The sequence below is a fragment of the Stenotrophomonas sp. YJH_SMC_29 genome, from assembly GCF_059371235.1.
Genome location: NZ_JCAFUK010000001.1, coordinates 241,056 through 253,489, shown reverse-complemented (window position 1 = coordinate 253,489; position 12,434 = coordinate 241,056). Strand labels below are relative to the sequence as shown.

At 67.5% G+C, this 12,434-nt stretch carries 12 protein-coding genes; 10 read left to right on the top strand and 2 right to left on the bottom strand.

What is annotated here, in order from left to right; all coding sequences use genetic code 11:
- Window positions 1-62: 62 nt before the first annotated feature.
- From AC5P9I_RS01150 to AC5P9I_RS01105, 10 genes are all read left to right on the top strand, one after another.
- Window positions 63-1,073, top strand: coding sequence for an N-acetylornithine carbamoyltransferase (locus AC5P9I_RS01150; protein ID WP_057493584.1), 1,011 nt, complete (start codon window positions 63-65; stop codon window positions 1,071-1,073).
- Window positions 1,074-1,192: 119 nt separating this feature from the next.
- Window positions 1,193-2,389: an argininosuccinate synthase gene (locus tag AC5P9I_RS01145; RefSeq protein ID WP_049468128.1), complete on the top strand. Its 1,197-nt coding sequence runs from the start codon at window positions 1,193-1,195 to the stop codon at window positions 2,387-2,389.
- Between the two features lie 151 nt (window positions 2,390-2,540).
- Window positions 2,541-3,629 (top strand): acetylornithine deacetylase, encoded by a 1,089-nt coding sequence (locus tag AC5P9I_RS01140; protein ID WP_053460902.1) that lies wholly within the window; start codon window positions 2,541-2,543, stop codon window positions 3,627-3,629.
- A gap of 75 nt (window positions 3,630-3,704) precedes the next feature.
- A complete protein-coding gene (locus AC5P9I_RS01135; RefSeq protein WP_049468132.1) occupies window positions 3,705-5,033 on the top strand; it encodes an acetylglutamate kinase in 1,329 nt (442 codons plus the stop codon).
- 3 nt (window positions 5,034-5,036) lie between these two features.
- Window positions 5,037-5,639, top strand: coding sequence for a GNAT family N-acetyltransferase (locus AC5P9I_RS01130; RefSeq protein ID WP_130767874.1), 603 nt, complete (start codon window positions 5,037-5,039; stop codon window positions 5,637-5,639).
- Complete coding sequence (argC, locus tag AC5P9I_RS01125; RefSeq protein WP_057493580.1) at window positions 5,636-6,589, top strand: N-acetyl-gamma-glutamyl-phosphate reductase; 954 nt, start codon at window positions 5,636-5,638, stop codon at window positions 6,587-6,589. The genes AC5P9I_RS01130 and argC overlap by 4 nt, the downstream gene beginning before the upstream one ends.
- A gap of 20 nt (window positions 6,590-6,609) precedes the next feature.
- Window positions 6,610-7,905, top strand: a complete 1,296-nt coding sequence (gene argH, locus AC5P9I_RS01120) for an argininosuccinate lyase (protein WP_057493579.1) — start codon at window positions 6,610-6,612, stop codon at window positions 7,903-7,905.
- Window positions 7,905-8,168 (top strand): YciI family protein, encoded by a 264-nt coding sequence (locus AC5P9I_RS01115; RefSeq protein WP_130767875.1) that lies wholly within the window; start codon window positions 7,905-7,907, stop codon window positions 8,166-8,168. Before argH ends, AC5P9I_RS01115 begins: the two co-directional genes overlap by 1 nt.
- Window positions 8,169-8,179: 11 nt before the next feature.
- A complete protein-coding gene (gene proB / locus AC5P9I_RS01110; RefSeq protein WP_130767876.1) occupies window positions 8,180-9,337 on the top strand; it encodes a glutamate 5-kinase in 1,158 nt (385 codons plus the stop codon).
- Complete coding sequence (locus tag AC5P9I_RS01105; RefSeq protein ID WP_130767877.1) at window positions 9,334-10,605, top strand: glutamate-5-semialdehyde dehydrogenase; 1,272 nt, start codon at window positions 9,334-9,336, stop codon at window positions 10,603-10,605. The genes proB and AC5P9I_RS01105 overlap by 4 nt, the downstream gene beginning before the upstream one ends.
- Window positions 10,606-10,716: 111 nt before the next feature.
- Here the strand turns inward: AC5P9I_RS01105 and pgaD are convergent, their stop codons facing one another.
- Window positions 10,717-11,187: a poly-beta-1,6-N-acetyl-D-glucosamine biosynthesis protein PgaD gene (pgaD, locus tag AC5P9I_RS01100; protein ID WP_049468144.1), complete on the bottom strand. Its 471-nt coding sequence runs from the start codon at window positions 11,185-11,187 to the stop codon at window positions 10,717-10,719.
- A complete protein-coding gene (gene pgaC / locus AC5P9I_RS01095; RefSeq protein ID WP_176422008.1) occupies window positions 11,184-12,434 on the bottom strand; it encodes a poly-beta-1,6-N-acetyl-D-glucosamine synthase in 1,251 nt (416 codons plus the stop codon). The genes pgaD and pgaC overlap by 4 nt, the downstream gene beginning before the upstream one ends.

Here is a 12,434-nt window from a genome sequence, read left to right as displayed (position 1 = left end):
CCTTTGCTTCCTGTTTTCCCTTCCACCGCGTCGAACCCGGCGCCGCCACGCAAGGAAAGATGATGTCCCCCAAGCACTTCCTGAACACCCAGGACTGGAGCCGCAGCGATCTTGATGCGCTGTTGACCCAGGCGGCGCTGTTCAAGCGCAACAAGCTCGGCGACCAGCTCAAGGGCAAGTCGATCGCGCTGGTGTTCTTCAACCCGTCCATGCGCACCCGCACCAGTTTCGAACTGGGCGCGTTCCAGCTCGGCGCCCATGCGGTGGTGCTGCAGCCGGGCAAGGATGCGTGGCCGATCGAGTTCAACCTCGGCACGGTGATGGACGGCGATACCGAGGAGCACATTGCGGAAGTGGCCAAGGTGCTGGGGCGTTACTGCGACATCATCGCCGTGCGTGCGTTCCCGAAATTCCAGGACTGGGCGTACGACCGCCAGGACATCGTCCTCAACAGCTTCGCCAGGTATTCGCCGGTGCCGGTCATCAACATGGAGACCATCACCCACCCGTGCCAGGAGCTGGCCCACATCATGGCGCTGCAGGAGCACTTCGGCACCCAGGACCTGCGTGGCAAGAAGTACGTGCTGACCTGGACCTACCACCCCAAGCCGCTCAACACCGCCGTGGCCAACTCGGCGCTGACCATCGCCACCCGCATGGGCATGGACGTGACCCTGCTGTGCCCGACGGCCGACTACATCCTCGACGAGCGCTACATGGGCTGGGCCGAGCAGAACGTGGCCGAGAGCGGCGGTTCGCTGAAGATCAGCCATGACATCGACAGCGCCTACGCCGGCGCCGACGTGGTCTACGCCAAGAGCTGGGGCGCGCTGCCGTTCTTCGGCAACTGGGAACCGGAGAAGCCGATCCGTGACCAGTTCAAGCACTTCATCGTCGACGAACGGAAGATGGCGCTGACCAACAACGGTGTGTTCAGCCACTGCCTGCCGCTGCGCCGCAACGTGAAGGCCACCGACGCGGTGATGGATTCGCCGCAGTGCATCGCCATCAACGAAGCCGAGAATCGCCTGCACGTGCAGAAGGCGATCATGGCGGCCGTTGCCGGGCGCTAGATCGCACAAGGGGTAGGGCCGACCGCTGGTCGGCTGCTCCCGCAGCGGCGCATCCAACATTTCGGCCGACCAATGGTCGGCTCTACCGAATTCTCATCCCCCAAGTGGACCTGACCCCCATGAGCAACAAAGACGTCGTTCTCGCCTTCTCCGGCGGCCTGGATACCAGCTTCTGCGTGCCGTACCTGCAGGAGCGTGGCTACAACGTGCACACTGTGTTCGCCGACACCGGCGGCGTGGATGATGAGGAGCGCGACTTCATCGAAAAGCGCGCCGCCGAACTGGGCGTGGCCAGCCACGTCACCGTCAACGGTGGCCCGGCCATCTGGGAAGGCTTCGTCAAGCCGTTCGTGTGGGCCGGCGAAGGCTACCAGGGCCAGTACCCGCTGTTGGTCTCGGACCGCTACCTGATCGTCGATGCCGCGCTGAAGCGTGCCGCCGAACTGGGTACCCACATCATCGCCCACGGCTGCACCGGCATGGGCAACGACCAGGTCCGCTTCGACCTGGCCGTGAAGGCACTGGGCGATTACCAGATCATCGCGCCGATCCGCGAGATCCAGAAGGAACACACCCAGACCCGCGCCTACGAGCAGAAGTACCTGGAAGAGCGTGGCTTCGGCGTGCGCGCCAAGCAGCAGGCCTACACCATCAACGAGAACCTGCTGGGCCTGACCATGTCCGGCGGCGAGATCGACCGGTGGGAAGCCCCGGGCGAGGGCGCGCGCGGCTGGTGCGCACCGCGCAGCGAGTGGCCGGAACAGGCGCTGACCGTCACCCTGAAGTTCGTTGAGGGCGAAGCCGTCGAACTGGATGGCAAGGCGCTGCCGGGCGACCAGATCCTGGCCCAGCTCAACAAGCTGTTCGCTCCGTACGGCGTGGGTCGCGGCGTCTACACCGGCGACACCGTGATCGGCCTGAAGGGCCGCATCGTGTTCGAGGCCCCGGGCCTGGTCTCGCTGCTGGCCGCACACCGCGCGCTGGAAGATGCGGTGCTGACCAAGCAGCAGAACCGCTTCAAGCCGGACGTGGCGCGCAAGTGGGTGGAGCTGGTGTACGAAGGCTTCTACCACGACCCGCTGAAGACCGACATCGAAGCCTTCCTGAAGTCCTCGCAGGCCAAGGTCAACGGTGAAGTGGTGCTGGAAACCCGTGGTGGCCGCGTCGATGCGGTGGCCGTGAAGTCGCCGCACCTGCTCAACACCAAGGGCGCCACCTACGCGCAGTCGGCCGACTGGGGCGTGGAGGAGGCCGAAGGTTTCATCAAGCTGTTCGGGATGAGCTCCACTGTCTATGCGCAGGTCAATCGCGGTTGACCTGTGACGGGGGGCCGGCCGCTGGCCGGCGCCTCGCAACGTCAATGGAAGGTAGTGCCGGCCGCTGGCCGGCTCGTGGCGCGGCTGGATCATTGCGGAGCCGGCCAGCGGCCGGCACTACCGATTTCGAACCCTACGGATATTCAGACACATGCTTGACCAGACGCTCGATCACCTGCAGGCCCTGGTGTCCTTCGACACCCGCAACCCGCCGCGTGCGATCACCACCGGTGGCATCTTCGATTACCTGCGCGCGAACCTGCCCGGCTTCAATGTCGAGGTGATCGACCATGGCGCCGGTGCGGTCAGCCTGTACGCCGTGCGTGGTACGCCGAAGTACCTGTTCAACGTGCATCTGGATACCGTGCCCGATTCGCCGCACTGGAGTGCCGACCCGCACGTGATGCGCCGGCTGGATGACCGCGTGGTCGGCCTCGGCGTGTGCGACATCAAGGGCGCGGCCGCGGCGCTGGTGGCCGCGGCCAATGCCAGCGACGGTGATGCCGCGTTCCTGTTCTCCAGCGACGAGGAAGCCAACGATCCGCGCTGCATCGCCGCCTTCCTGGCCCGTGGCCTGCCGTATGAAGCGGTACTGGTGGCCGAACCGACGATGAGCGAAGCGGTGCTCGCGCACCGTGGCATCAGTTCGGTGCTGATGCAGTTCGCCGGCCGTGCCGGGCACGCCTCGGGCAAGCAGGATGCGGCCGCCAGCGCGCTGCACCAGGCCATGCGCTGGGGCAACCGCGCGCTGGACCATGTGGAATCGCTGGCCTCGGCCCGCTTCGGTGGGCTGACCGGCCTGCGTTTCAACATCGGACGCGTTGAAGGCGGGATCAAGGCCAACATGATCGCGCCGGCTGCCGAAGTGCGGTTCGGGTTCCGCCCGCTGCCGTCGATGGACATCGATGGCCTGCTGGCGACCTTCGCCGGATTCGCCGAACCGGACGCTGCCGTGTTCACCGAGACCTTCCGCGGCCCGAGCCTGCCGGCCGGTGACATCGCCGAAGCCGAGAACCGCCGCTTGCTGGCGCGTGACGTGGCCGATGCGCTGGAGCTGCCGATCGGCAATGCCGTTGATTTCTGGACCGAGGCGTCGCTGTTCTCGGCCGCTGGCTACACCACGCTGGTGTTCGGCCCGGGCGACATCGCCCAGGCCCACACCGCCGACGAATTCGTGACGCTGGACCAGCTGCAGCGCTATACCCACGCCGTGCACCGGATCATTGCCGCCGGCGCCTGATCGACCCTACAACGCCGCCCGGCCACGGCCGGGTGGACCTGCAACGCGGCGACCGCCGCCTGTGACGAAACCGAAATGTCTCCTGCCCTCCAGCCTCACCGCCAGACCCGCCAGACCATCGTGCGCCTGCTCTCCAGCATGGCCAGCGCGAAGGAGATCAGCCAGTACCTCAAGCGCTTCTCGCAGCTGGATGCCAAGCGCTTCGCCGTGGTCAAGGTCGGCGGCGCAGTGCTGCGCGACGACCTCGACGCGCTGACCTCCTCGCTGTCGTTCCTGCAGGAAGTCGGGCTGACCCCGATCGTGCTGCACGGCGCCGGTCCGCAGCTGGACGCCGAGCTGTCGGCCGCCGGCATCGAGAAGCAGACCGTCAACGGCCTGCGCGTGACCTCGCCGGAAGCGCTGGCGATCGTGCGCCGGGTGTTCCAGCAGTCCAACCTGCGCCTGGTCGAAGCGCTGCAGCAGAACGGTGCGCGTGCCACCTCGATTACCGGTGGCGTGTTCGAGGCCGAGTACCTGGACGTGGACACCTACGGCCTGGTCGGCGAGGTGAAGAAGGTCAACCTGGCCCCGATCGAGGCCAGCCTGCGCGCCGGCTCGATCCCGGTCATCACCAGCCTGGGCGAAACCGCGGGCGGGCAGATCCTCAACGTCAACGCCGACTTCGCCGCCAATGAACTGGTGCAGGAACTGCAGCCGTACAAGATCATCTTCCTGACCGGCACCGGTGGCCTGCTGGACGAGCAGGGCAACGTGATCGACTCGATCAACCTGTCCACCGAGTACGACCACCTGATCGCGCAGCCATGGATTCACGGCGGCATGAAGGTGAAGATCGAGCAGATCAAGGATCTGCTTGATCGCCTGCCGCTGGAATCGTCGGTATCGATCACCCGGCCGGCCGACCTGGCCAAGGAACTGTTCACCCACAAGGGCTCGGGCACGCTGGTGCGCAAGGGCGAGAAGGTGCTGCGCGCCACCGCCTGGGACGAACTGGACCTGCCGCGCCTGAAGGGCCTGATCGAGTCCAGCTTCGGCCGCACCCTGGTGCCGGACTACTTCGAGAAGACCCGGCTGCTGCGTGCCTATGTCAGCGAGAACTACCGCACCGCCGTGATCCTCACCGACGAGGCCGAGGGCGTGTACCTGGACAAGTTCGCCGTGCTCGACGATGCGCAGGGCGAAGGCCTGGGCCGTGCGGTCTGGAACGTGATGCTGGAGGAAACCCCGCAGCTGTTCTGGCGTTCGCGCCATGGCAATCCGATCAATCATTTCTACTACGCCGAATCCGATGGCTGCTACAAGCAGGATCACTGGAAGGTGTTCTGGTTCGGTGCCGATGGCATCGACTGCATCAAGACCTATGTCGACCACTGCGCCCAGCGCGCGCCGAGCCTGCTGGGGTGAGCGATGAGCACTCCTGACGCCTGGAACGCGGTTCCCACCCTGCGCGGCCAGCACGTGACGCTGCAGCCGCTGCAGCCTGCACACGTGCCGGGCCTGCGCGATGCGCTCGAAGGCAGTGGCCTTGACCAGCTCTGGTACACCCAGGTGCCGTCGCCGCAGCAGGTCGAGCCCTATGTGCAGGCGGCGCTGCAGGCACAGAGCGAAGGCAAGGTGCTGCCGTTCGTGATCCGCGATGCGGCCGGCGTCATCATCGGCAGCACGCGCTTCTACGACATGGACGCCAGCGTGCCCAGGCTCAGCCTCGGCTACACGTGGTACACGCCGCGCGTGCAGCGCACCGGTGCCAACACCGAAGCCAAGCTGTTGCTGCTGCAGCATGCGTTCGAGGTGATGGGCTGCATCAGCGTGGTGCTGGAAACCAGCTGGTTCAATCTCACCTCGCGCACCGCCATCGCCCGCCTCGGCGCCAAGCAGGATGGCGTGCTGCGCAACCACAAGCGGCACGCCGACGGCACGCCGCGCGACACCGTCATCTTCTCCATCATCGATGCGGAATGGCAGGGCGTGAAGCGCCACCTGCAGTACCGCCTGGACAGCCACGCATGAACGATTCGACCTTCACCCTGGGCATTGTCGGTGCCCGCGGCCATACCGGCGCCGAGCTGATCAAGCTGGTGGCCGCCCACCCGCGGCTGCAACTGGCCTTCGTCTCTTCGCGCGAGCGCGCCGGACAGCGCCTGTCCGACCACCATCCGGAATTCCAGGGGCACCTGCAGTACGAGAACCTGGACGCCGACGCGGTGGCCGCCAAGGGCGTGGACGCGGTGATCCTGGCCCTGCCCAACGGCCTGGCCGCGCCGTTCGTGGCCGCGCTGGAAGCGGCGAAGCCGGACACCGTCATCGTCGATCTCTCGGCCGACTATCGTTTCGACAACGGCTGGTACTACGGCCTGCCGGAGCTGACCCGCGGCCGCTACACCGGCCAGAAGCACATCAGCAACCCGGGCTGCTATGCCACGGCGATGCAGCTGGCGGTGCATCCGCTGCTGGACCTGCTGGCCGGCCCGCCGCAGTGCTTCGGTGTCTCCGGCTACTCCGGCGCCGGTACCACGCCGTCGGACAAGAACAACGTCGAACTGCTGGCCGACAACCTGATGCCCTACGCGCTGACCAACCACGTGCACGAGCGCGAGGTGTCGGTGCAGCTGGGTGTGGCTGTTGAATTCATGCCACATGTCGCGCCGCATTTCCGGGGCATCACGCTGACCGCCAACCTGTGGCTGAACCGCGTGCAGACCCGTGAACAGATCGTCGAGCGCTTCCAGCAGGCCTATGCCGGCGAACCCCTGATCGACGTGGTGGATGAAGCGCCGTGGGTCAGCCGTATCGCCGGCCGACACGGTGCCCAGGTCGGTGGCTTCACCCTGGCCCCGGGCGGCAAGCGGGTGGTGGTGGTGGCAACGCTGGACAACCTGCTGAAGGGCGCGGCCACCCAGGCCATGCAGAACCTCAACCTTGCGCTGGGCATCGACGAACTGACGTCGATCCCGCACTGAACCCGCCTTCCGGAGCCCCCATGGCAGACCTTCTTTGGCAGAAGCCCGGCGTCGCCGTCGACGCCCAGATCCAGACCTTCCTCGCCGGCGACGACGTGATCCTCGACCGCGAGTTCTTCCTGCACGACATTGCCGCCAGCGCCGCGCATGCGCAGGGCCTGCAGCACATCGGCATCCTCAGCGCCGATGAGCTGGCCGGCCTGCTGCGCGAACTGGACGTGCTGGCGCAGGACTTCCGTGAGGGCCGCTTCGTGCTCGATACCCAGTATGAGGATGGCCACTCGGCGATCGAAGCACGGCTGACCGAGCGTCTCGGCGATGCCGGCCGCAAGATCCACACCGGTCGCAGCCGCAACGACCAGATCCTGGTGGCCACCCGCCTGTGGCTGAAGGAGAAGCTGCAGCGCGTGGCGCAGCTCAGCGCGGAAGTGGCCAAGGTCGCGCTCGACCGTGCGCAGGCCGAGAAGGCCCTGCCGATTCCCGGTTACACCCACATCCAGCGCGCCGTGGTGTCCTCGGCGGGCATGTGGTGGGCCGGCTGGGCCGAGGCCTTCATCGACAACGCCATCCGCGCCCGCGACACCCATGCGCTGGTCGACGCCAATCCGTTGGGTACCGCTGCCGGCTACGGCGTGAACCTGCCGCTGGACCGCGAGCACACCACGGCGGCGCTCGGCTTCGCGCGCATGCAGATCTCGCCGATCTATGCGCAGCTGTCGCGCGGCAAGTTCGAGCTGGCAGCGCTGGAAGCCCTCGGCGGCGCCACGCTGGACCTGCGCCGTATCGCCTGGGACCTGTCGCTGTTCACCAGCGCCGAGTTCGGCTTCGTCGCGCTGCCGGCGCAGTACACCACCGGCAGTTCGATCATGCCCAACAAGCGCAATCCGGACGTGATCGAGCTGATGCGCGCCACCCACGCCAGCGTCGCTGCCGCGCGCACCGAGATCGAGCAGCTGCTGTCGCTGCCCTCGGGTTATCACCGCGACCTGCAATCGTCCAAGGGCGCCATCTTCCATGGCTTCGGCCGCGGCCTGGCCGCGCTGGAGCTGCTGCCGGCATTGCTGGCCAACCTGGAATGGCGCGACGACAGGCTGCGCGCAGCGATCGACTCGGGCATGTACGCCACCGACGTGGCGGTGGAAGCGGCCGTGGCCGGTGTGCCGTTCCGCGAGGCCTACAAGGCGGCAGCGGCAGGTGCCGACAGTGCGGGGCAGGGGCGCACGCCGGAAGGCAGCCTGGCTGCGCGCGTGTCGCCCGGCTCGGCGGCCGACCTGCGCCTGGAGCAACTGCACGCACGCTGGCAGGCGCTGTCCTGATGGCGGGCACCGTCTACCTGGTGCTGGCGATGCGCCGTCCGGACTTCAATGCCGCGGCGGTGCAACCGCACCGCGATTTCCTCGATGCGTTGCAGGCACAGGGCAAGCTGCAGCTGACCGGCGGCTTCGCCGATGGCAGCGGCGGCGCCTACGTGCTGTGCAACGTGGAGAGCCTGGCGCACGCGCAGGCCATCGTCGCCACCGACCCGCTGGTGACGATGCAGGCCTCCGACCTGACCGTGCACGAATGGAACATCCGCTGAGAGCCTGACCAATGACCCTGCACGCTGCCGACGTCGCTTCGCCGTTCCCGCAACAGGCGCTGCCGCCGTGGCGGCGCGCGGTGCTTAAGGTCGGCAGCAGCCTGCTGGCGGCCGATGGTGGCGGCCTGTCGCCGCGCCATGCGCTGGGCCTGGCGCAGTTCGTCTCGGCCAATGTAGCGGCCGGGCGCGAGGTGGTGATCGTGTCGTCCGGTGCGGTCGCCGCAGGGCGCGCGATCCTGCCACGGGCCGATGAACCGGGTGCGGCGATGGCGGCGCGTCAGGCCTTGGCCGCGCTCGGCCAGGCCCAGCTGATCGGGCTCTGGCAGCGCTTCTTCGAGCGCCCCGTGGCGCAGGTGCTGCTGACCCACGACGACCTGCGCAACCGCCGCCGCTACCTCAATGCGCGCGCCACGCTGAGCGAACTGCTGCGGCTGGGGGCGTTGCCGGTGGTCAACGAGAACGACACCGTGTCGGTGGACGAGCTCAAGCTCGGCGACAACGACAACCTGGCGGCCACCGTGGCGGCGCTGGTCGATGCCGATGCGCTGTTCATCGCCACCGACATCGATGGCCTGTACAGCGCCGATCCGCGCACGGTGCCCGACGCGCGGCCGCTGCATGATGTGCCGGAACTGAGCGACCCGGTGCTGGCGATGGCCGGCGGTGCCGGTTCGCGAGCTGGCACCGGCGGCATGCGCACCAAGCTGGAGGCGGCGGCGAAGGCGGGCCGCCTCGGCATCGAGACCTATCTGTTCAACGGCCGCAGCGCTGATGTGGTGCGCGCGCTGGCACAGGACCGCCTGTTCGGTACCCGCATCCATGCCGCACGCAGCCGTGAGGCCGCCCGCAAGCACTGGCTGCGGCACGCGCCGTTGGCTGAAGGCGCGATCGTCGTCGATGCCGGTGCGGCACAGGCGATGCGCGAGAAGGGGGCCTCGCTGCTGCCCGGTGGCATCACCGCTGCCGAGGGGGCATTCCGGCGCGGCGACATGGTGCAGGTGTGCTGGAACGCGCCGCAGGGCCGCGTCTGCGTGGCCCGCGGGGTCAGCCAGTACGCGGCCGACGACGTGCGCCGCATCGCCGGCCATCATTCGCGCGACATCCAGGCCGTGCTCGGCTACAACTACGGGGGTAGCGTCGTCCATCGTGACGACCTGGTGCTGCCATGACCGGTTTGAAGGACACCCCGATGAGCGAAATCGAAGCCCAGGCGCGCGCCTGCCGTGATGCAGCGCAGATCGTTGCCGGCCTGGACAGTGCGGCGCGACGCACGCTGCTGCTGGCGATGGCGCAGGCCCTGGAAGTGAATGCCGGACTGATCCTGGCCGGCAACGCACGCGACCTCGCCGCCGCGCGCGACAAGGGCGTTGGCAGTGCCATGCTCGACCGCCTCGCACTGGACCCGCCGCGGCTGTTCGCGATGGCCGAGGCGGTTCGCGAGGTGGCCGCGCTGCCTGACCCGGTCGGCCAGGTGACCCGTGATGACGTACGTCCCAACGGCATCCGCGTGCAGAAGGTGCGCGTGCCGCTGGGCGTGATCGCGATGATCTACGAGGCCCGTCCGAACGTCACCGCCGAAGCCGCGGCGTTGTGCCTGAAGGCGGGCAACGGCGTGATCCTGCGCGGGGGCTCCGAGGCGATCCATTCCAACACCGCCATCGCCCAGGCGCTGGCCGGTGCCCTGAACGCCAACGGTGTGCCGGCGGCGGCAGTGACCGTGCTGACCGACCTGCGCCGCGAAGCGATGCTGGAACTGCTGCAGTTGCACGAGTTGATCGATCTGGCGATCCCGCGCGGCGGCGAAGGCCTGATCCGCTTCGTTGCCGAGCATGCGCGGGTGCCGGTGATCAAGCACTACAAGGGTGTCTGCCACCTGTTCGTGGATGCCAGCGCCGACCTCGGCAAAGCCATCGACCTTCTGGTGGACGGCAAGTGCAGCCGTCCGTCGGCGTGCAATTCCCTGGAAACGCTGCTGGTGCACCGCGAGGTCGCCGGAACGTTCCTGCCGCGCGTAGCGCAGGCGCTGGGCGAGCGCGGCGTGCAGCTGCGCGCCGATGCGCAGGCACAGCCGCTGCTGCCGGGCAGCACGGCGGCCACCGAAGAGGACTATGCCGCCGAATTCCTCGATCTGGTGCTGGCGGTGCGCGTGGTCGATGATCTCGAAGCGGCCATCGCGCACATCCGCACCTATACCTCCGACCACACCGAAGTGATCGCGACCGAAGACGCCAGCCATGCCGAGCGCTTCGTCAACGCGCTGCGCTCGGCGGTGGTGATGGTCAACGCTTCGTCGCGCTTCTCCGATGGTGGCCAGCTGGGCCTGGGCAGCGAGATCGGCATCTCCACCACGCGCCTGCATGCGTATGGCCCGATGGGTCTTGAGGCACTCACCGTTGAACGTTTCGTGGTGCGCGGCGAGGGGCAGACGCGTACATAAACAGATCCACGCCCTGCGTGGATGCTCTTCGCGGTAGACCCCGGTGCCGATCAAGGTCGGCACCCACCAGGCCCAAGCGCCGACCAAGGGCGGCAGCTACCAGGTCTTCGGCTACACCACCTCGCGGCGGATGCCGACCGGCCGTGCGTGGTCATCCATGTGCAGGGTCGCGGCCTTGCAGCCCATCAGCCGTTCGGCCAGTCCTGCGCTGGCCCCCAGATCGGCCGCGACTTCGTTGAGGCTGGCCAATGGCCTTGGCTGGCGACGTTCGCGGCCACGGAAGCGGGCGCGGTTGTACTCGGCCCAGGTGATCAGCAGTACGCTGGCGCAGAGCAGCAGCAATGGCAGCGCGACCAGTACGTACGGGTCGAACTGGCCCTGTCGTTCGTACAGCTGCCGCCAGGCCAGCTGGCCGCCGATCAACCACGACAGCAGAGTCACCAGTGGCGCCCACAGGTAGAAGTAGAAGCCCCAGAACGCCAGGGTGACAAATCCCCAGGCCGTGCGCTGGAAGCGTGGCTGGCGATGCGGCTTGCGGATCATCCTCGAGTCGAAGCGGTTGGACGGGTGGTGCGCGTTCATCGGATCCCCCGGTCAGGGCTGGTCCAGGTGGCGCGCCTGCTGCGACGGCGCAGCAGCGTCTTCGGCAGCGCCACCAGGGTGGTGGAAAGGCTGATCAGCCAGTACGCCATCGGGTACCAGATGACCCAGAAGTAGTTGCGTCCAATCTGTGTCTCGTAGCGCCGGTCGATGATCAGGCTGCTGGCGAACTGCAGCAGGCAGACCATCGCCAGGATCACGCCATGCCACTCCGGCAGCAGGGTGGCGATGTGCAGCTGCGGTGGCAGCTCGATGAACTTGCCCAGCGCCCACAGCAGCACGATGAACAGCATGGTGTAGGCCCAGATCACGCTCAGCACGTACTCCAGCAGCACGCCCCACATGCGCCGCTCTTTCCAGTGCAGCAGCGAGCGGGCGTGGCGCAGCATCACCTCCACGCCGCCCTGCGCCCAGCGCAGCCGCTGCCGCCACAGGCCTTTGAGTGTTTCCGGCATCAGGATGAAGCACAGCGCATTGGGCTCGTAGCGGATGTCCCAGTGTGCGCGCTGCAGGCGCCAGCTGATGTCGATGTCCTCGGTCACCATGTCATCCGACCACCAGCCCACCTGGTGCAGGGCGGTACGGCGGAAGCCGGCGATCACCCCGGAGAGGGTGAAGATGCGGCCATAGACGCGCTGTGCGCGCTTGATCATGCCGATGATGGAGGAGAACTCGGCGACCTGCAGGCGGCCAAGCAGGGTGGAGCGGTTGCGGATGCGCGGGTTGCCGGTGACTGCACCGACCCGGTTGCCGCTGACCAGATGCCAGACCATCCAGTGCAGCGCATGTTCCTCCAGCATGGCATCGCCATCGATGCAGACCAGGTATTCCGAGCGCGCGGCCAGCGCGCCCATGCGCAGCGCATTGGCCTTGCCCAGGTTGCGGTCCAGGTGCAGCACGCGCAGCCGCGGGTGCTTCGCTGCGAGGGCATCCAGCCGCGCGCCGGTGTCATCGCTGCTGCCATCGTCGATGGCGATCACCTCATAGTCGGCGGGGTAGCGCTGCGCCAGCGCCGCGGCAAGCGTGTCGTCCAGGTTCTCCGCTTCGTTGTGGCAGGGCACCAGCAGGGTGGCGAAGGGGGGAGCGATCATCAACGGGGGATCGTTGCGCGGGCGCGAGTGGCGTTCACGCCGGAAGTAGTAGTACAGGCCGCCGGACATCCAGAAGAACGCCATCACCATCGGGTAGTAGAAGGCGAACTGGAACAGAACCTGCAGCAGCGGATGCAT

Bases quoted from the DNA above. Each gene is read 5' to 3' on its own strand.
- AC5P9I_RS01150 (WP_057493584.1), top strand. From the start codon at position 63: ATGTCCCCCAAGCACTTCCTGAACACCCAGGACTGGAGCCGCAGCGAT.
- AC5P9I_RS01145 (WP_049468128.1), top strand. From the start codon at position 1,193: ATGAGCAACAAAGACGTCGTTCTCGCCTTCTCCGGCGGCCTGGATACC.
- AC5P9I_RS01140 (WP_053460902.1), top strand. From the start codon at position 2,541: ATGCTTGACCAGACGCTCGATCACCTGCAGGCCCTGGTGTCCTTCGAC.
- AC5P9I_RS01135 (WP_049468132.1), top strand. From the start codon at position 3,705: ATGTCTCCTGCCCTCCAGCCTCACCGCCAGACCCGCCAGACCATCGTG.
- AC5P9I_RS01130 (WP_130767874.1), top strand. From the start codon at position 5,037: ATGAGCACTCCTGACGCCTGGAACGCGGTTCCCACCCTGCGCGGCCAG.
- argC (WP_057493580.1), top strand. From the start codon at position 5,636: ATGAACGATTCGACCTTCACCCTGGGCATTGTCGGTGCCCGCGGCCAT.
- argH (WP_057493579.1), top strand. From the start codon at position 6,610: ATGGCAGACCTTCTTTGGCAGAAGCCCGGCGTCGCCGTCGACGCCCAG.
- AC5P9I_RS01115 (WP_130767875.1), top strand. From the start codon at position 7,905: ATGGCGGGCACCGTCTACCTGGTGCTGGCGATGCGCCGTCCGGACTTC.
- proB (WP_130767876.1), top strand. From the start codon at position 8,180: ATGACCCTGCACGCTGCCGACGTCGCTTCGCCGTTCCCGCAACAGGCG.
- AC5P9I_RS01105 (WP_130767877.1), top strand. From the start codon at position 9,334: ATGACCGGTTTGAAGGACACCCCGATGAGCGAAATCGAAGCCCAGGCG.
- pgaD (WP_049468144.1), bottom strand. From the start codon at position 11,187: ATGAACGCGCACCACCCGTCCAACCGCTTCGACTCGAGGATGATCCGC.
- pgaC (WP_176422008.1), bottom strand. From the start codon at position 12,434: ATGCATCCGCTGCTGCAGGTTCTGTTCCAGTTCGCCTTCTACTACCCG.